This is a genomic window from Paenibacillus sp. Root444D2 (assembly GCF_001426375.1).
Lineage (GTDB): Bacteria > Bacillota > Bacilli > Paenibacillales > NBRC-103111 > Paenibacillus_E.
On record NZ_LMEO01000018.1, the window covers coordinates 65,074 to 84,639 of the forward strand.

Genomic DNA, 19,566 nt, shown 5'->3' on the forward strand with positions numbered 1-19,566 from the left:
ATTTGTTCTATGATGACGAATGCTTCTTTAGGAATATGGATAGTTCTTCACCGGATACAGGTCGGCTAAAAAAGTATCCTTGTGCCTCGTTACATTGTCTCTGCCTAAGGAAATGTAACTGCTCCTGCGTTTCAACACCCTCCGCAATCACTTTTAAATCCAGATTGTGCGCCATATCGATAATGGTATGAACAAGTGCTGCATCCTTTGAATCCTCAAAAATATTGCTTGTAAAAGAGCGATCGATTTTTAAGCTGTCGATGGGGAAAAGCTTCAAATAGCTTAAAGAGGAATAGCCTGTTCCAAAATCGTCAATGGATAGATGAATACCCATGGCTTTTAGTTTTTGCATTGTCGTAATTGCATACTTCGAATCTTGGATGATGCTTTCTGTTAGTTCAAGCTCAAGATATTGAGGGTCAAGTTCCGTTTCTTTTAAAGTTTTACTGACGATCTCAACTAAATTATTTTGCTGAAATTGACGGGAAGAAATATTTACAGCGATGCGTAAAGGAGGATAACCTGCATTTTGCCAAATTTTATTCTGGTGGCATGCCTCATAAAGCACCCATTCGCCTATTGGAATGATTAATCCAGTTTCCTCCGCTAAAGGGATAAACTCATCGGGAGGGATATTTCCCCACTCCGGATGCTGCCAGCGGATCAAAGCTTCTACACCAATTACCTTACCAGAAATGACATCAATCTGCGGTTGATAATAAACCTTAAACTCACCGCGTTCCAAACCTTTGCGGAGTCCCATCTCTAGCTTCATTTTTCGAGATACCGCTTCATTCATATCGGGTGTATAAAATTGGAAATTGTTTTTCCCTTGCTCCTTTACACGGTACATCGCTGTATCCGCGTTCTTGATCAAGGTCTCTATATCCCTGCCATCGGATGGATACAAACTGATCCCAATCGATGGGGTTACAAACATCTCGTGATCGCTTAACACAACCGATCGCGTGAATAAGTTGACTATATTTTGGGCTTTTTTCGTAATCTCATCAGAAGTTGTATTGGGGAGAAGCACAATAAACTCATCTCCACCTTGGCGTGAAACGGTATCCATTTTACCCATACAGTCTCGAAGTCGCTTGGCAACCTCAATCAATAAACGATCACCCATGGCATGTCCTAATGTGTCGTTGATATATTTGAATCGATCCAAATCGATAAACATAATCCCTATGATCTGTTTATTTTCACTTGCCTGATCCAACGCTTGCGTTAGGCGATCATTGAGTAAGCGTCGATTCGGTAGTCCCGTCAAAGAATCAAGATATACCATTTGGTTGATTTTCTCTTCGGCTTTTTTGCGTTCCGTAATATCTCGAATGATGCTGCTGAAGTAGGTGTTTCCATCCTCTACCCAATCAGCAATAGAAAGTTCGATTGGAAATTCACTTCCGTCTTCTCTCAGCCCTTGTAATTCGACGGTTTTCCCAATAACGTGAGGTTTACCTGTGGAAAGGTAACGTTCCATTCCTTTTTTATGAGCTTCTCTGTATCGTTCAGGTATTATGATTTGTAGCATTTTACCTAAAACATCTTTTTCTTGATACCCAAAAATGAGCTGGGCTCCGGTGTTCCATGAAATAATGATACCCTTGCTGTCGGCTAAAATAATGGCGTCGTTAGCGGACTCGATCACGGAACGGAATTTTCTTTCTGAACCTAAAGATTGCGACTCAAACCGATTTTCAACAAAAGTACTGATAAACACCAATCCCAAAATGATCAGCATACCAATTCCAATCGAATACGCTAGAAGGGTATTATCGAACGATGATCCCGACATGCTGATATGTTGATGATCGTGTTTGAACGATGCTGCCGACATTCCCGTGAAATGCATACCCGATATAGCTACCCCCATAATGAGGGCACTTCCTGCTTTTCTCCACCCAAAACCCGGTTTATTCGAGTTTTCTTTCGCCAAAAATAGTAGAAGCAACGCTACTAATGAGACGACAATAGCGATGATGGCAGAAAGAGCCCATAGAAAACGATTATACGTAATTGCTGCTTCCATAACCATGGCTTCCATACCGATATAATGCATAGAAACAATTCCAGTCCCAATGAAAAGGGCACCCGTGATAACTTGAAATTTGCGCATAGAAGGTTGGCTTATAATATATAGTGCTAGCCCCGACGATAAAATTGCAGGAATAATCGAAACAATGACCAACATTACATTGTAGGTAACCGGAATAGACAAATGGAACGCAAGCATAGCTATAAAATGCATAGACCAAATGCCCAACCCCATAGCAAAAGCTCCGCCAGATAACCATATGTAACGTGCATTGCCTTTTGCTTTATATATACGGATTCCTAGATCCAATGCAGCAAACGAAGCAATTATTGCGATAATTATAGAAAGAAGGACTAAGGGGAAGTCATAGGTGTTTGAGAGTGTCTCCATCATGAATATTTAAATCTCCTTATTTGTCTGAGAAAACGACAATATCCAATTATATTCGACTATTATATTCGCCTAGTTTCCTTCTATTCCCTGCTTGAATAATTCTAGCTTTATGAAAGGAACATAAAAGAACAGGCCAGGAAAAAACTCTCCCGACCTGTTCTTTGACTACTTCATTTTCACCAACGAATGCCTTCAGATTTTGATTATATTCTCATCAAAGCTCGTCGCTCCGCTTGTGGTTTACATTGATCACATACGCCTAGTACCTGACCGCTTTCTGATGAATAAAAATAAAGACGCTTGGCTTTTTTTCGACAAAAGCTACAAGTTTGTTTATTCACCGAATTCTTTTTTTGTTTAAGTGATAATTGAACTACTTTCCTTGTCTCCAGTTTGTCTCTAGCCTTGCGTGCAAACATAAACATAAAAAATAGAACGCATATTAATATAATGATTAAAAATAACCAATACATGGCTGATACCTACCTTTGGCATGACCTATTCAGTTATTTTCCTTAAAGCATCATCTAATGCATAGATAACCTTGTCGCACCAACTATCAAATTCCTTATCCTCTGTTTGATGTTCAGGATGGGCTAAAATATAGGCGATCGTTTGCCTAATCCCTTGATCAAATCGCGTGCTTGCAACAAATTCAGGAACAAGTCGTTTCAGCTTTGAATTATCAAATACGACCGAATTAGCCTTATCTCCTAGCAACCCGCCCCTGTAATCCTCCTTACTGCAGGCAGCCAGAAAATCAGATGAAACATGGACAGCTTTGAGCTTTACTCCAAGAGCATCAGCAATGACCCCGTAAATTTGATTCCAGGTAACCGTCTCATCTGAAGTAATATGAACGGACTCACCAATCGCATGAATATTGCCCATTAAACCAATAAAACCTTTAGCAAAATCACTATTGTGTGTCATGGTCCACAGGGATGTACCATCTCCATGAATGATCACGGGTTTGTTCTCCAGCATTCGCTTAGCAACCTGCCAGGTACCCTTACTTCCATGTACACCAAGTGGAATCGAACGTTCACTATAAGTGTGACTTGGTCTTACGATCGTTATCGGAAAGCCATTCTCACGATACTTTCTCATTAAATATTCTTCACACGCAATCTTATTTCTGGAATACTCCCAATAGGGATTTGATAAAGGGGTTCCCTCTGTAATTCTATAGTCGGACAACGGCGTTTGGTAGGCAGAGGCAGAGCTTATAAACATAAATTGTTTCGTTTTACCCTTAAATAAGCGATAATCTCTTTCCAACTGAGCCGGTTCAAATGCTATGAAATCAGCAACGACATCAAACTCCAGGTTCTCAATAAGCTTAGATACTTGGTCTTCATCATTAATATCCGCTTTCATAATATTTACGCCCGCTGGCAAGTCCTCATTCCTTGTGCCTCTATTTAGAAGATAAAGCTCGCATCCTTTTACTAACAACTGCTTAGTGATTGCTGAACTGATCGTCCCTGTACCTCCGATAAATAGCGCTTTCATGTAAAGCCACCTCCGTTAATTTGGATATATGCCATTCGGTTTTGCAGAGCTAGTTACACAAACATTCGACGTTGCTATTACAAAACCTCCCTTAGGAGCCTTGAAAAAAGGACATGTGGTAATCTTACCCACATGCCCAGCAAGCGCTCAATCCATGGGACATGAGCGTGGATACAACGCGGATTAGAGACGAGTAAACCATCTTCCTATCTTCCCTTCTTTTATATTGCAAGGGAAGCAGGAGCATTATAATAGTTTTACCTTCAGCCCCCTTAATTGGGGGTTATTCTGCTTCATAAAACACGTGACACCGCTAGGGGCGAAATCTTCAAAATTTGCCGGATAATCGGCGTAATACCACTGACCATAAACTCAATGGCAATCACCATAACAATGAGCCCCATTAAACGCATTAGCACATTATTGCCTGTTGGCCCAATCCATCGATAAATAGCCGTTGAATGAACAAGAACAATGTATGTAAGCAACAGTACAACCGCAATGACAACGATTAATATAATCTTTTCTATAAAATTTGTCGTAGATTCCATAAGAACAATGCCATTCGTAATTGCACCAGGACCACAAATCATTGGAATAGCCAACGGAGTTATGGAAATATCATTTACATATGTATCGACATCCGCTTTATCAACCTTTGTACGAACAAGTCGTGCCTGAAGCATATCCTGTCCCATTAAAATGAAGATAACCCCACCGACAATCTTTAAACTGTTAATTGAAATGTTAAAAAAGTGAAATACCCATTCGCCCGTAGTTGAAAAAATAAGCAATGTAAAAAATGAAACAATCACTGCTTTACGAGCGGTATAGACTTTCTTCTGAGCTTCCAGGTCGGCTGTCATCGACATAAAGATTGGCATGATGGCAAGTGGATTAATAAGTGTGAAGAATGAAGTGAGACTTAGCAATAAAAATGATGTGTAAAGATCCATGTTGTATCTCCTGACTTGTTAATGTATGAATAGACAAGCATTACCTATTATACCCCCATAACGGTTTAATAAGGACGAATTATTTCAGCCACAGGAAGTATTAGAGCATGCAGGAGTGAATGTAACCATTGCTTGTACTTCAACATGAGGGTTTTTCCCAAGAAAGAAATTGTATGATTTTCCAAATGTGATATCATTGTAATATCATTAAATAGGGTACTGCCGCAAGATGATGAACGAACAACTGCTTTGATCAAAAAGAATAAGGAGTGAAGCCACATGGTGAGTCAAGGTTCAATCACGGCTATGATCATTCAGGTTATTCTAGGAATTGTAATTTCTTTCTCTCTGCTCATTTATTACCGCAGTACACTTAAGATTTCTTACCGTGCTGTCGGTGTAGGAATCCTTATCTTCATCGTTTTCTCGCAGTTATTAGAGCAGGTGCTGCATGTCTATATGTTTTCAGGTAACCAAACAACGGCAGAGTGGCTGAAAAATCCGTGGATGGTAGCCATATACGGCGGTTTAGCCGCGGGTATATTTGAAAACGTGGGACGTTGGCTTGGCTTCTCGTTTCTATTAAAAAAGCGTCAAGAGCGCAAAGACGGCATTGCTGTAGGTATAGGTCATGGCGGTATTGAAGTATTGATAATAGGCGTAGGTACAGGCATACTAGGAATCGCATTAGCAACAATGATTAACGCTGGAACCTTCGAGCAAGCTTTTGGCACCCAAACACCATCCGAGCAAATTACTCTTTTCCAGGGCCTCAAAGACCGATTGATCCATACACCGCAGAGTGAATATTGGTTGGGCGCGTTCGAGCGCATCCCAGCGATATGTATCCAAATTGCACTTTCATTAACTGTTTTGTACGGGATTCGAACACGAAAGGCCGTGTATTTGCTTTATGCTGTTATACTTCATGCTCTAATCGATTTTTTTGCGGGCTTGTATCAAGGTAAAGTTTTACCGTTGTGGGTAGTCGAATGTATAGTATGGGTATGGGGTTTCGGTGCTGTCATTGTGATTGTGAAATCAAAGGAATGGTTTGCAAAATTGGTACCTTCTTCAGAAATAAGAAAGGGTGACTCTCCGGATAAACAACTGTATGGTTGAGAGCACAACTTAATGTGCATCAGAGACCTTTTCGTGAGATAGTCCGACATCCCCTCGCTGCTTACATCCGTATACAAAAAGAGACCCATAGACGAAACACTTTTTTTAAGTGTCCAGTCTATGGGCATCCGCTTATTGATCAATCTGTTCGTATTTCGTCACCAGTTTGAGCACTCACTGGAACAGCCTTGCCAACTCCGAAAACGTAAAAACTAATCACAACAATACCTAAGAAAACAATCCCGCTAATAAGGGAGATGCGTGTATCATCATTAATCCACATACCAACCAATACCATAAGCAAAAAGGCAATGGTTACATAGTTTGTCACTGGGGCGAGAGGCATTTTGAACGGATGATTATCCAATTCAGCTGCCTTTACTTTTCTGAATTTCATTTGACTGATCAGAATAACAAACCACGGTACCATACCGGGAAGTACGCTGGCGCTGTACACATGGACAAACAGATTTTCCGGTGAAATATAGCTTAAAATCACACCAATGCCCAATCCCACAAGCACACCAATCGTTCCCAGCAAGGGCACGCCGTTATGAGATAGCTTCGTAAATATTTTCGGTGCCTGTCCATTTACTCCTAATGTATAAAGCATGCGCCCTGCGCTATAAATCCCACTATTACAACCTGACATGGCAGACGTGATGACGACAAAGTTAATGATCCCCGCGGCTGCAGTAATCCCAATTTTCGCAAACGTTGCCACGAATGGGCTGCCGATTGCCTGTAATTGATTCCAAGGGTAAACTGTTACAATCACAAAAATCGCACCGATATAGAAGATCAAAATACGCCAAATAATACTTTGAGTCGCACTCATTAACGTTTTTTGTGGGTTCTTGGCCTCGCCCGCAGTAATCCCGATAAGTTCAACGCCTTGATAAGCCCCAATCACCAGCGAGAGTGCAAAGAAAAAGCCTGACCAACCACCGGTAAAGAAGCCCCCATGTCGCCACAGATTAGATAACCCGATAGCATTGCCTCCGTTGCCAATCCCAAAGAAAATCACACCAATCCCTGCAACAATCATCAAAACGATGGTTACGACTTTAATCATGGAAAACCAAAACTCAAATTCACCGAATGATTTAACAGAGAAAAGGTTGGCTGCACCGAGAATCACCATTGCGATAATACCTGGTATCCAAGCAGGTAAATCCGGAAACCAGTACTTCATGTATGTCCCAACAGCAATGATTTCCGCCATCCCGACAACGACCCACTGGAACCAGTTGCTCCAAGCCGTCGCATAACCTGCCAAAGGATGAATGTACTTATAGCCAAAGGTCGCAAATGACCCTGTGCTCGGTTCTACGTACTGCATTTCCCCCATTGCACGCATGATAAAAAATATAAAAATCCCTACAATTGCATACGCAATCATAACGGATGGCCCCGTCCATTTTATGGTACTTGCGGATCCCATGAATAGCCCAACACCGATTGTACCGCCCAAAGCAATCATCTGAATATGACGTGCTTCGAGACCCCTCTTCAATTCTTTGTTTTTCACTTCAGTCCCTCTTTCTCTCTGCTGCTCTTAGCTGTTATTTTGGACAAACTGAAATGCCCACAATGATGAAGATCTATCGGTTAATGTGTAAGCGCTCTCCACATCATTATGCTACTTAATAAACATACTTAGTTGCTAGAAAGATTATCGTCTAACCTATGTTACTTCACTGACGAAGTATATTGTAATATTTTTTTCTGATGAAAACAATTGTATTAAATTAGTAAACGAAATTTAAGAGCACCCTTTGGGATGCCCTTAATAGTTGATCGCCTAGTCGTACTTAATATTGTCCTTTAATTACGAAAAACGAGCCCCGAATTGTTCCAGCTAGTTTAGACTTCTGCCTAGCAAACTTAAACTTCCCTTCTAACTCCGCTGGTACCTCCATCCCCTCAGAAAGCTTAAAACCAACGGCCCGCTTCTTAGGGTCATCAACCGTATACATGACATTGATCGCAAGACCATCCTCATAAAAGACGTAGGTAAATTGGATATTTTCCACTTGAAAACGCGACGTTTCTAAAGGTTTGGCTGCAAACGCAATATCACGTTCTTTCAAAATTCGGTTCACATAATCAAGGCTCTCCTGACTTTCGCTAGCCGGTACAACCGTAAATTCATGCTTGTATTTGTTCATGAAGTAACGGCCTTCATTAGCACGTAAACCAGCAAGCGCTTCTGCTACAGGTGAAGACTCTAAACCTACCGTAGACACATTTTTAAAATCAACGATATACGACATTTCCATCCCTCGTTTTCTCTCACTATTTTCTAAACAGAAATATAATCTTCTTTATCTACCAAATATTATACCAAAAAATAATTCAATATAAACGTTCACGTTTGGGATATGATAAATCCCTTAATTTCCCCAATAAAATTTGCGTCATTTATGATAAGGCTCTCCCCGATTTATCCGCATCGCGCGATAAATCTGCTCCACCAGCACCAGCCGCATCAGCTGGTGCGGCAGCGTCATGCGGCCAAAAGACAGCCGCATATCCGCACGGCGCAGCAGCTCGCTCGACAGCCCCAGCGAGCCGCCGATCACGAAGGCCACCTGGCTCCGCCCGTAGGTGGCCAGCTTGTCGAGCGAGCCTGCCAGCTGCTCGCTCGTCCACATTTCGCCGTCGATGGCCAGCGCCACGACGTACACGTCTGCAGCGAGCTTGGCCAACAGCCGCTCGCCCTCTTTAACCCGCACCTGCTGCTCCTCAGCAGGGCTCATGTTCTCGGGTGCCTTCTCATCCGGCACCTCTATCATCTGCACCTTGGCATACGGCCCAAGGCGCTTCACATACTCCGCGATCCCGTCCACGAGATAGCGCTCCTTTAATTTCCCAACGGTTAATATCTGTATATGCATAACCGACAATCTCCCCCTCATTTGCTACATTGGATAAAATACAATCAAATCGAGCTCATTCACCTTGTTTGCCCGCTTTCATTGGAGTTAATCCAACAGAATGCTCCGAAACCAAGTCTTCTGGAATTAAACTAATTAGTAGACACACTGTAATGGAAGACCTGTATACTAAAAATATAAATAAGGTCGAGGTGTGGCATGGGAGAAACGAGAGAAAAACGCAAACATNCAGAGCGTGCGTCCATACGGGTATTCCTATCTTCCGGGCGACGATCACCAAGTCTTCTGGAATTAAACTAATTAGTAGACACACTGTAATGGAAGACCTGTATACTAAAAATATAAATAAGGTCGAGGTGTGGCATGGGAGAAACGAGAGAAAAACGCAAACATTATACGCAAGAGTTCCGGCGAAAAACAATCGAGCATTTGGAACAAACGCATAAGTCGTTGACCCAGTTATCTAGGGAACTGGATATCGGGGTGACGACCCTGAGTAACTGGAAACAAATGTATGGTGCTAATAACAAGGACAAAAGTACTCAGCCACTGGTGGATTACGAGCAGATGAAAAAGCTCGAACAGCAAAACCGTGAACTGAAAGAGGAAAATGAAATTTTAAAAAAGGCGATGCACTTCTTCACCAAAGACCGGGACTGATTTATCCGTTTGTTTACAAACACCGCTCAAAGTACCGGATCGAGAAGTTGTGCATCGTTATGGGTGTATCCCGAAGCGGTTATTACAAGTGGACTCACAAGAAACCAAGTAAAAGTGACAAGCGCATTATAAAACTTAAAGAACGAATTCGTCATCACTTCTACGGATACAAGAAGCGGTACGGCAGTCCCAAGGTCGCAGCCAAGCTGCGTGAAGACGGTTGGAAAGTGGCTACCAAGACCGTAGCACAGCTTATGAAAGAGCTGGGCCTGGTTTCGTGTACCGTTAGGAAATATAAAGCCACAACAAACTCCAAGCATAACCTGCCGGTCTACGACAATGTATTAAACCGCGAGTTCAAGGTAGACAAACCACACAAAGCGTGGGTGTCCGACATCACTTATGTAGCTACATCAGAAGGTTGGGTGTACCTTGCAACTCAAATGGATTTATTCTCCCGCAAGATCGTGGGTTGGGCCATGGGAGAGYGAATTACTAAAGAACTTGTGCTAGCTGCACTTGACGATGCTCACAAGCGTGAGCAACCCTGTGAGGGCGTCATTCACCACTCCGATCGTGGATCCCAGTACGCGTCGAATGATTACAGAGCACAGATCGATCACTACAAGATGGTGGGAAGCATGAGTCGTAAAGGTAACTGTTACGACAATGCTTGCATTGAATCGTTTCACAGTATTCTAAAAAAAGAACTTGTATATCAAACAAAATTTCGCACCCGAAAACAGGCYTATGAAGCCATCCATGGATATATCGAGATCGACTATAACCGAATTCGTATCCATTCTACATTAGGCAATAAGTCCCCGTATTGGTTCGAAAAAAACTACTACAAGCAACTTCAGGCTTCATAAAGTTGTGTCTACTTTCTTGACAGAAGTTCAAAAAAAAGAACTTGTATATCAAACAAAATTTCGCACCCGAAAACAGGCCTATGAAGCCATCCATGGATATATCGAGATCGACTATAACCGAATTCGTATCCATTCTACATTAGGCAATAAGTCCCCGTATTGGTTCGAAAAAAACTACTACAAGCAACTTCAGGCTTCATAAAGTTGTGTCTACTTTCTTGACAGAAGTTCAAAATGTTAGTTTCTATTGGATTTTCTCCAATGAAAGTCGGATATCCAAAGCCCAAATTGATATTTTATTGGATTTTCTCCAATGTAATTCAGAGACCATCATAGCTTGTAAGATCCAGTTTGTCTTAAAATATTTTAGATTTAAAGCGCAAATGGTTGAATTGCTATACAATGAAAAAAATACTAGAATTCAGCGCAATGATCGATAGCTTTAAATGAAATGGGGACCCTACATCGTGCAGATATACAGAAAGTTTCTACGGAATTTATTGTTAAACTATATAATCGGCTCTGGGATCGCTGTTGTTGTGGTAGGTGGAGTCATCATATCTACAACACTATCGATTTCGAATACGGAAATGGTTCGCATATTCTTCATTATGATTACCTCGCTATGCGTGATGATGCTTGCCGAAATCACGGTGTTTCGTAGGCACATGAAGCCGATTCGCGAGATGTTGGAGCAGGAGACTCCAGATCTGGCAGTCATCCGAGAAGCCTATTTGCAAACGCACCGATTTCCGGCGCTTTCGGTGATGCGGATCATGGGACCGCACTTTCTTGGCTTATCGATCCCTGCTATGACGATGGCTAGCATCGGGATTGCTCGAGGTTGGTTATCTCTTCCGGTTTTTTACATTGGACTTGCCGGTATTGGCGCAGTCCTAGTGGCGAGCATGCATGCTTTACTTGAGTTCTTCACGACAGCTCAGGCCATCAGGCCGGTGCTCATACATATTCGGGAATTGGGGCAGCGCATTTACGGAGAAGATGTTTCCTTGGATGGACGAGTGATCGTTTCGATTCAACGAAAGTTTCAGTTAAGTGCTTTTCTAATTGGAACTATGCCGCTCTTTCTGTTTAGTCTAGCAACTCAAATTCGTTTGATATCACAGTCCTCGGATTTGACGGTCGATTATTGGAAATGGGCGGGTATCATTCTACTGCTTGGAGTCGGTTTTTCCTCCTTAGGAGCACGTATGCTGGCAAGAGACATCCAGCAGCCAATTGGAGATTTATATAGGGCAATGAAAGAAGTTCAATCCGGCGACCTGCAGGTAAGAGCCTCAGATTTATATTCAGATGAATTTTCACGGCTTGTCGCTGGCTTCAACCACATGGTAAAGGGTCTTGAAACGCGTGAGAAAATGAATAACCAACTGCTGCAGAGCTACTATTCCACATTAGCTGCTGCACTCGATGCTCGTGACGCTTATACAGCAGGTCATTCGACGCGTGTCGCCAAGTATTCTTTGTTAATTGGACGAGCTGTAGATTTGAACGAGCATGAACTCGATCTTTTGAACAAGACCGCCCTGCTGCACGATATTGGCAAAATTGGTGTGCGCGACGATGTGCTGCTGAAGGAAAGCCGGCTCACCGACGAGGAGTTCGAGCAAATCAAGCTTCACCCCGTTCTCGGCGAATCGATTTTGAAGCAAATCGAGCCCGCTGAGGCTATGGCGCCTCTGCTTCCAGGCGTGCGCTCTCATCATGAGCGCTATGATGGCGGTGGGTATCCGGATGGCCTGAAGGGCCTGGATATCCCTGAGTTCGGCCGCATCATTGCGGTAGCCGATGCCTTCGATGCTATGACCTCCGATCGTCCTTATCGGAAAGGGATGCCGATCGAGAAGGCATTGACCATTCTCGCTGAAGGAAAGGGTACCCGATGGGATCCCCGGTTCGCTCAAAGGTTCATTGATGTTTATAAGGTTTAAAACGTATGAAGGGAAGGTCTCACAGCCGCAGAAGATTGCGGGTTGTGAGGCCTTTTTTTGTTACCACAATAGAAAGAAAGTATAAGTATTGGAACAGACGTTGAGGGTTTTTGGTGCTCTCGCACCGCTCGCGCCAGCAAGACCTCACTGATAAGCCCGATTCGCCCTTCTCAGATCCAAACCCTGAGTTATCGTGAGGAAGTGTTAGCTGAGAGGTCCCTTTCGGCGCTCTCGCACCGCTAGCCCCAGCAAAACCCCGCTGAGAAGCTGATTCGTCCTTCACATGTAGTTAACAAAATCATGAGGATAATATGTTGGGGGTACTTTGGATGTATAGATAGCAATTTGAAATAGGTGAATGTCTAGTATAACCATTTCATATGTCATCTAATATAACATTTAAGCGTTTTCAGAATATAAAAAAACCAAATTAATGTTCGCTTTTTCCATAATATAACTGTAATTTTTCTGTAAAACCGAACAATTAATTAAATAAAACATAATAATGTTCGTGAATTAAAGAGGCGTTTGTTTGTTTTACTAAGTAAAACTACAAATTTTTGTTGAAAAATACGAATTTCTGAGTTACATTAATAGTAATCATTCGTATGTTAGATAATTTGACGTTAAAATTGTAGAGTGTAACGGATACTAAAGGATTTATTAATTAACTAACATTAAATGTCACAATAAAACCGATGCAGGAGCGTGAATCACAATGAAGAAAAAAATTGTTATGGTAGGAAACGGAATGGCTGGAGTCAGTTGTATTGAGCAAATGTTAAAGCTTGCGCCGAACCGCTACGAAATTACAATCTTCGGAAGCGAACCGCACCCGAACTATAATCGCATCCTGCTTTCATCGGTTTTGGCCGGCGATGCCGATATGAAGGACATTGTTATCAACGACTGGTCTTGGTACGAAGAAAATCACATCACATTGTACACGGGACATACAGTCAACAAAATCGATACGGAACGCAAGCTCGTTAGTACTGACGGAGGTGTTAGCGTCCCTTACGATGAACTGATCATCGCAACAGGATCGCTGCCGTTCATGCTTCCACTGCCTGGCGCGGACAAAGAAGGCGTCATCGCCTTCCGGGATATCAAGGATTGCGAAATGATGATCGAGACAGCCAAGAAATACAAGAAAGCAGTCGTGATCGGTGGAGGGCTTCTCGGTCTGGAGGCAGCGCGCGGCCTGCTAAATCTCAATATGGAAGTATCGGTTGTACACATTAACGAATACTTGATGAATCTCCAGCTCGACAGAACAGCTTCTCTCCTGCTGCAGCAAGAATTGGAACGTCAAGGCATGAAGTTTCTGCTAAAGAAAAATAGTGAATCGATTCTAGGGAAAAAGCGTGTTACGGGTCTTCGTTTTACCGACGGCTCGGAAGTTGAAGCGGATCTCGTGGTCATGGCCGTAGGGATTCGCCCTAACATTGCGCTTGCCAAAAGCAGCGGAATTGAGATTAATCGAGGTATTGTCGTCAATGACCTTCTCGAAACGAACGTGCCTAACATCTATTCCGTCGGCGAATGTGCCGAACATCGCGGTGTAGCGTATGGCTTAGTCGCTCCGCTCTACGAGCAAGGCGGGGTGCTTGCCAAACGGCTCGCAGGCATAGAGACCGCTGGTTATCAAGGCTCCGTCGTATCGACCAAGCTGAAAGTATCGGGCGTGGACGTGTTCTCGGCTGGTGAATATGCAGATAAACCTGATACCCGTGCCGTACGCGTGCAGGACGATTTCGAAGGTATTTATAAGAAGGTCGTCATTAGAGACGGCAAAGTCATCGGTGCTGTTTTGTTCGGTGACATCAGTGACGGCTCTCGCCTGTTTGCGATGATTCGTAACGGAGAAGATGTGACAGGCAAAGAAAAGACTGTTCTCCTTGGTGAAGGAGGAGGCAAGGCGAAATCTGGCGCGGAAATGGTCGCTGCAATGAGCGAGGACGAGATCGTGTGCGGCTGTAATGGTGTTTCCAAAGGCGCGATTGTGCAGGCTATCCAGGAAAAAGGATGCTCAAGCGTTAACGATATCAAAGCATGTACCAAAGCGTCCGCTTCCTGCGGCGGCTGTAAACCGTTGGTAGCTGATGTGCTCACTTACGTACTCGGCGAAGACGGCGTGAAAACTATAAAAGAAGGCATTTGCGGCTGTACGACACTCGGACGTGATGAAGTGGTGGAAGCGATCCGCGGTATGAGATTGACGACATCGAAGGAAGTCATGAATGTACTGGAATGGTCGAATACAGAAGGCTGTTCCAAATGTCGCCCGGCGCTCAACTATTATCTTGCCATGGTATGGCCGGAAGAGCACGAGGACGAAAGAGAGTCCCGCTTTGTGAACGAACGTAATCACGCGAATATCCAGAAGGATGGCACGTACTCGGTCGTTCCGAGAATGTACGGAGGTGTAACAACACCGAAGGATCTGAAGAAAATCGCAGAAATCGCAGAGAAATACGAAGTACCGCTCGTTAAAGTGACAGGTGGTCAGCGTATCGACTTGCTCGGTGTTAAGAAGGAAGACTTGCCAGGCATGTGGGCTGATCTAGATATGCCTTCAGGCTATGCCTATGGTAAGTCGCTGCGTACAGTGAAAACGTGTGTTGGCTCAACGTTTTGCCGCTTCGGAACGCAAGATGCTATCGGCATGGGTATTCAGCTTGAGAAGAAGTTTGAGCGTCTGGGTACGCCGGCGAAAGTTAAAATGGCCGTATCGGGCTGTCCTCGGAACTGCGCGGAAGCCACGATCAAAGATTTTGGCGTTGTAGCGATTGACGGAGGCTGGGAGCTGCATGTCGGAGGTAACGGAGGAACAAAGCTTCGCGGAACCGATTTACTGTGCAAAGTGAAAACCGAAGAGGAAGTGCTGGAATGGTCCGGTGCTTACTTGCAATACTATCGCGAAACAGGGAAGTACAACGAACGGACGGCCGAGTGGGTAGAACGTGTCGGTTTAGATACGATCAAAGCTGCGCTGGAGAGTAAAGAAGACCGTACCGCTCTAATAGAGCGCATTGAGAAGGCGCTGGATCTCATGAAAGATCCTTGGAAAGAAATCATTGATCAGCAAGAGCTGCGCAAGACATTCGTTCCGATGGAAGAACAGTCGGCAGAGTCTATTTTGAAATAGAGGGGATGAGACATATGAAACGAGTTCACGTTGGTAACATTTCGGAAATTGCAGAAAAAAGATCGAGGGTTGTCAGGATCGGAGCATTGGAAATCGCCGTATTCAAGTTCTCGAGTGGTACCGTCCGAGCCATTGAGAATCGCTGCCCGCATAAAGCCGGTAAGCTTTCCGAAGGAATCGTGTGCGATCATCACGTATTTTGCCCGCTGCATGACTGGAAGATCAATTTGCACGATGGAGTCGTTCAAGCGCCGGACGAAGGCTGCGTAACGGCTTTCCAGGTGGAAGTGGACGAGAACGGAGATATGTATCTGCATATTTCAGAGGAAAGTATCTTAGCATCCTAGCCGAGGAGAGAGCCTTAATTATGCGACAAAATGGATCCGCGCTTGCGCTAGGGTTATCAACAATGGCAATGATGGCTTCGTTTGTTATCTGGAGTGTATTTTCTCCGATTGCCGGACAAATTCAGGAACTGTTTCATCTCAGTACCATTCAAAAAAGTGTGCTGATCGCCACACCGGTTCTACTGGGGTCGATCCTGCGAATCCCGATGGGGATTTATACGGATCGCTTCGGCGGTAAGCGAGTATTTGCATCAACGATGCTGTTTCTCGTGATTCCTCTGCTGCTAGCAGGATGGGTTCATTCATATTGGCTGCTGCTTTTGTGTGCGCTGTTTATCGGGATGGCTGGAACGACTTTTGCCATTTCCCTGACGTATGTATCACGTTGGTTCCCGCCGGAGAGACAAGGCCTTGTGCTTGGATTAGCCGGACTTGGTAATTTGGGCGGAGCGGCGGCTAGTTATGCTTTGCCCTTTGTCTTTAACAGTTACGGCTTGGAATGGGTATTTTGGAGCCTAGCGATCATGATTGTGATCGTAACCGCGCTCTTTTGGATCGGAACGAAGGATTTGCCTGCACCGGCTAAGGTGAAGACGTTCAAACAATCAATGGTTGTGCTTAAGGAACCATCGACGTGGTATTTATCTACTTTTTATTTTCTGACATTCGGCGGTTTCGTTGCTTTCAGCGTCTACTTGCCAACATTTCTCAAAGATTTATTCCAGTTGTCGGCAACGGAAGCGGGCGTGAAAACGGCTGGGTTTGTTGTTATTGCCACGCTCATTCGCCCTTTAGGCGGATATTTGGCGGACCGCATCGGTTCACGCAGAGTTCTGGTAGTTGTGTTTGCGGGTATCATCATTACGTCGCTCGCTATGTCGGTGTCCTTGCATCAATTTACCGGGTTCAGTGCGAGCTGTCTGACTGCCGCCGCCTTACTCGGAGTTGGGAATGGGGCTGTGTTTAAAATGGTACCGGAAGTCTCTTCGGGCAATACGGGAGCGGTGACGGGCATTGTCGGAGCGGCAGGCGGTGTAGGTGGTTTTTTTCCGCCGATCATACTCGGTATTGTTAAGGATTTGTCAGGCGCATACACAATTGGGTTCGTGATGCTTATGCTTTTTGCATGCGGTTGTCTATATATGAATCATGCGACTAAACGTATGGTGATCAACAAACAGGGCGCGACAGCAGTTTAAGTAGGGAAGTCCCCTTTGGCGGGGATGGAACTTCAGCATGGAAACGTGGAGGTCAAGCATTTATGGGGAAACAAAAACTTGTCTTAATCGGTAACGGTATGGCCGGAGTACGCTGTGTGGAAGAAATTCTGGCGCTTGCTCCGGATCGTTTCGAGATTACGATTTTCGGCGGCGAGCCGCATCCGAACTATAACCGCATCATGCTGTCCAAGGTGCTTCAGGGTGATACAACCGTAAATGATATTACCATCAATGACTGGCAGTGGTATAGAGATAACGGCATAACGCTGTATGCAGGTGATCCGGCTGTCAACATCGATACGGCAAAGCGGCAGGTAATCAGTGAAAAGGGGCGTACTGTCGAGTACGATCAACTCATCCTCGCCACGGGCTCATTGCCGTTTATGCTTCCGCTGCCGGGGGCGGATAAACCGGGCGTGACAGCTTTCCGGGATATTAACGATTGCAACAAAATGGTGGAAGCTTCTAAGTCATATAAGAAAGCTGTCGTTATCGGAGGCGGTCTGCTTGGTTTGGAAGCGGCGCGAGGTCTGCTTAATCTGGGCATGGAAGTCCATGTGGTGCATATTTTCAATTATTTAATGGAGCGCCAGCTGACTCCGACGTCGGCGAATATGCTGCGTAAAGAGCTGGAAAAGCAGGGGATGCGCTTTCTGCTTGAAAAGCAGACGGAAAAAATCATCGGTAAAAAACGGGTGGAAGGTCTGCAATTCAAGGATGGAAGCAAAGTAGAGGCCGACCTTATCGTTATTGCGGTAGGCGTGCGTCCGAACATCAAACTTGCGGCAGACAGCGGCATTGAAACAAATAGGGCAATTGTCGTTAATGATTTTATGGAGACGAATATGCCTAACGTGTATGCTGTTGGGGAGTGTGCGGAGCACCGTGGAATGGTATACGGTCTCGTAGCACCGTTATATGATCAGGGCAAAGTGCTGGCGAAGAGAATTTGCGGCGTTGATACGGAAGGTTATTCAGGCTCCATTTTGTATTCGCAGCTGAAGGTATCCGGGGTTGAGGTGTTTTCAGCCGGTGAGATTCGCGATTCTGAGATTACGACTTCGCTCAAAGAGATTAACGGCGTTCAAAACACGTATAAAAAAATTGCCATTCGCGACAACAAAATTGTCGGTGCGGTCTTGTTCGGAGACAGCAGTGAGGGCAACAAGCTGCTTGGGTACATCAAACAGCAAGCGGATGTCTCTGTGCTAGAGGAAGTAGCGGCAGGAGGAGGCGGTGCAGATGAAGTGTATGCGGCATCGCTGTCTCCTAACGCGACCGTATGCTCCTGTAACGGCGTAACGAAGGGTGCGATCATGGATGCGGTTCGCGAGAATGGCTGCGAAACGGTCGAAGACGTTCGCGCCTGCACGCGCGCATCGAGCACTTGCGGCGGATGTAAGCCGCTCATATCCGCGATGCTGCAGCTAGCGCTGCAGAGCAAGGATGCGCCGGCAGCGCCGAAGGAGACGGTTTGCGGCTGCACGACGCACAGCCATCAAGAGCTGCGCGCTGCTGTGCGCAGCGCAAGGTTTGCCACGGCGCGCGAAGCGATGAGCGCGCTGGGTTGGAGCAAGGCGGAAGGCTGCGCAGCGTGTCGTCCGGCATTGCAGTACTACGTCGGCGAAGCGCTAGGCGCTGTGACCGACGGTGCGGGTGCTGGAGCGGCGGCTGAAGCAGCTCTGGCGGCGAGCTTGCTCGCCGATGGCACGTACGCCGCACGGCCCCGTATGTACGGCGGCGTCACGAGCGCCGAGCAGCTAAGGCGAATCGCGGATGTGGTCGACAAGTACAACATCCCGCTGGTGAAGCTGACCGGTGGCGGGCATCTGGATCTGCTGGGTATCGAGGCAGGGTGTGTACGCTCTGTCGGTGCGGAGCTCGGACAGCCGGATGCAGCGACTCCGATCTACGGCAAAACCATAGCTTCCGTTGCAACATGCACTGGAATCGGATACGATCCCAGCGCTCTGCAGGATTCCATCGGGCTGGGTGCCAGCCTCGAATACAGATTGGAGCGCCTGCAAATGCCGGCTGCCGTGAGCGCAGCTGTCTCTGCAAGTCCTCTCCATCGCGCGGGGACGCTTGTCAAGGATCTTGGCATTGTCGGCGTGCCGGGCGGCTGGGAAATCTATGTTGGCGGCAGCGGGGGAGCGAAGCTCCGTCAAGGAGAGCTGCTGTGTATGGAGTCTTCAGAAGACGCGGTGCTAGAGCTGTCAGCGGCTTTCTTCCAGTGGTATCGTGAAGAGGCAAATTACGGTGAAACGACAGCACAGTGGGTCGAACGCATAGGCATTACAAAGCTGCGCGAAGGATTATTCAATCTCCTGTTCCGTGCTGAACTGATCGCGAGAATGAATGTGGAGCTCCAGGTTACGAAACAGAAGCAAATAAATCTGCAGCCGACGGCTGCTTTGATAAGGTGAGCTGAGCG

Annotated in this window: 13 protein-coding genes and 1 pseudogene; 8 read left to right on the forward strand and 6 right to left on the reverse strand. The window is 45.4% G+C overall.

Features of this window, described 5'->3' with window-relative positions; translation table 11 throughout:
- Positions 1 to 7: 7 nt before the first annotated feature.
- The 3 genes from ASD40_RS12620 to ASD40_RS12635 form a co-directional block, all read right to left on the reverse strand.
- A complete protein-coding gene (locus tag ASD40_RS12620; protein ID WP_235549238.1) occupies positions 8 to 2,437 on the reverse strand; it encodes a bifunctional diguanylate cyclase/phosphodiesterase in 2,430 nt (809 codons plus the stop codon).
- A 498-nt stretch (positions 2,438 to 2,935) separates the two neighbouring features.
- Entirely contained in the window at positions 2,936 to 3,952 is a 1,017-nt protein-coding gene (locus ASD40_RS12630) for an SDR family oxidoreductase (RefSeq protein ID WP_057303631.1), read from the reverse strand.
- Positions 3,953 to 4,245: 293 nt separating this feature from the next.
- The gene (locus ASD40_RS12635; RefSeq protein WP_057303632.1) at positions 4,246 to 4,908 is read right to left on the reverse strand and encodes a MarC family protein; all 663 of its coding nucleotides are present in this window, start codon (positions 4,906 to 4,908) and stop codon (positions 4,246 to 4,248) included.
- Positions 4,909 to 5,187: 279 nt separating this feature from the next.
- Here ASD40_RS12635 and ASD40_RS12640 point away from each other — a divergent pair, with 279 nt between their 5' ends.
- Positions 5,188 to 6,030 carry a YhfC family intramembrane metalloprotease gene (locus ASD40_RS12640; RefSeq protein WP_057303633.1) on the forward strand — a complete coding sequence of 281 codons (843 nt, stop codon included), beginning with the start codon at positions 5,188 to 5,190 and terminating at the stop codon, positions 6,028 to 6,030.
- Between the two features lie 139 nt (positions 6,031 to 6,169).
- Here ASD40_RS12640 and ASD40_RS12645 read toward each other — a convergent pair whose 3' ends face one another.
- The 3 genes from ASD40_RS12645 to rlmH all read right to left on the reverse strand — a co-directional run bounded on the left by ASD40_RS12645 (position 6,170) and on the right by rlmH (position 8,930).
- A complete protein-coding gene (locus tag ASD40_RS12645; protein ID WP_057303634.1) occupies positions 6,170 to 7,561 on the reverse strand; it encodes an amino acid permease in 1,392 nt (463 codons plus the stop codon).
- Positions 7,562 to 7,844: 283 nt separating this feature from the next.
- Complete coding sequence (locus tag ASD40_RS12650) at positions 7,845 to 8,306, reverse strand: hypothetical protein (protein WP_057303635.1); 462 nt, start codon at positions 8,304 to 8,306, stop codon at positions 7,845 to 7,847.
- A gap of 144 nt (positions 8,307 to 8,450) precedes the next feature.
- A complete protein-coding gene (gene rlmH, locus ASD40_RS12655) occupies positions 8,451 to 8,930 on the reverse strand; it encodes a 23S rRNA (pseudouridine(1915)-N(3))-methyltransferase RlmH (protein WP_057303636.1) in 480 nt (159 codons plus the stop codon).
- 363 nt (positions 8,931 to 9,293) lie between these two features.
- Between rlmH and ASD40_RS12665 the strand changes: the two are divergent.
- The 7 genes and pseudogenes from ASD40_RS12665 to nirB (ASD40_RS12690) all read left to right on the forward strand — a co-directional run bounded on the left by ASD40_RS12665 (position 9,294) and on the right by nirB (ASD40_RS12690) (position 19,558).
- Positions 9,294 to 10,462, forward strand: a pseudogene (locus ASD40_RS12665) (IS3 family transposase).
- 4 nt (positions 10,463 to 10,466) lie between these two features.
- The gene (locus ASD40_RS39380) at positions 10,467 to 10,664 is read left to right on the forward strand and encodes an IS3 family transposase (protein ID WP_442952660.1); all 198 of its coding nucleotides are present in this window, start codon (positions 10,467 to 10,469) and stop codon (positions 10,662 to 10,664) included.
- A gap of 265 nt (positions 10,665 to 10,929) precedes the next feature.
- The gene (locus tag ASD40_RS12670) at positions 10,930 to 12,414 is read left to right on the forward strand and encodes an HD domain-containing phosphohydrolase (protein ID WP_057303639.1); all 1,485 of its coding nucleotides are present in this window, start codon (positions 10,930 to 10,932) and stop codon (positions 12,412 to 12,414) included.
- A gap of 718 nt (positions 12,415 to 13,132) precedes the next feature.
- Complete coding sequence (gene nirB / locus ASD40_RS12675) at positions 13,133 to 15,565, forward strand: nitrite reductase large subunit NirB (protein WP_057303640.1); 2,433 nt, start codon at positions 13,133 to 13,135, stop codon at positions 15,563 to 15,565.
- A gap of 14 nt (positions 15,566 to 15,579) precedes the next feature.
- Complete coding sequence (gene nirD, locus ASD40_RS12680) at positions 15,580 to 15,912, forward strand: nitrite reductase small subunit NirD (protein WP_057303641.1); 333 nt, start codon at positions 15,580 to 15,582, stop codon at positions 15,910 to 15,912.
- 20 nt (positions 15,913 to 15,932) lie between these two features.
- Positions 15,933 to 17,111 carry an MFS transporter gene (locus ASD40_RS12685; RefSeq protein WP_156389987.1) on the forward strand — a complete coding sequence of 393 codons (1,179 nt, stop codon included), beginning with the start codon at positions 15,933 to 15,935 and terminating at the stop codon, positions 17,109 to 17,111.
- A gap of 62 nt (positions 17,112 to 17,173) precedes the next feature.
- Positions 17,174 to 19,558, forward strand: coding sequence for a nitrite reductase large subunit NirB (gene nirB / locus ASD40_RS12690; protein WP_057303642.1), 2,385 nt, complete (start codon positions 17,174 to 17,176; stop codon positions 19,556 to 19,558).
- The last annotated feature ends 8 nt before the right edge of the window (positions 19,559 to 19,566 follow it).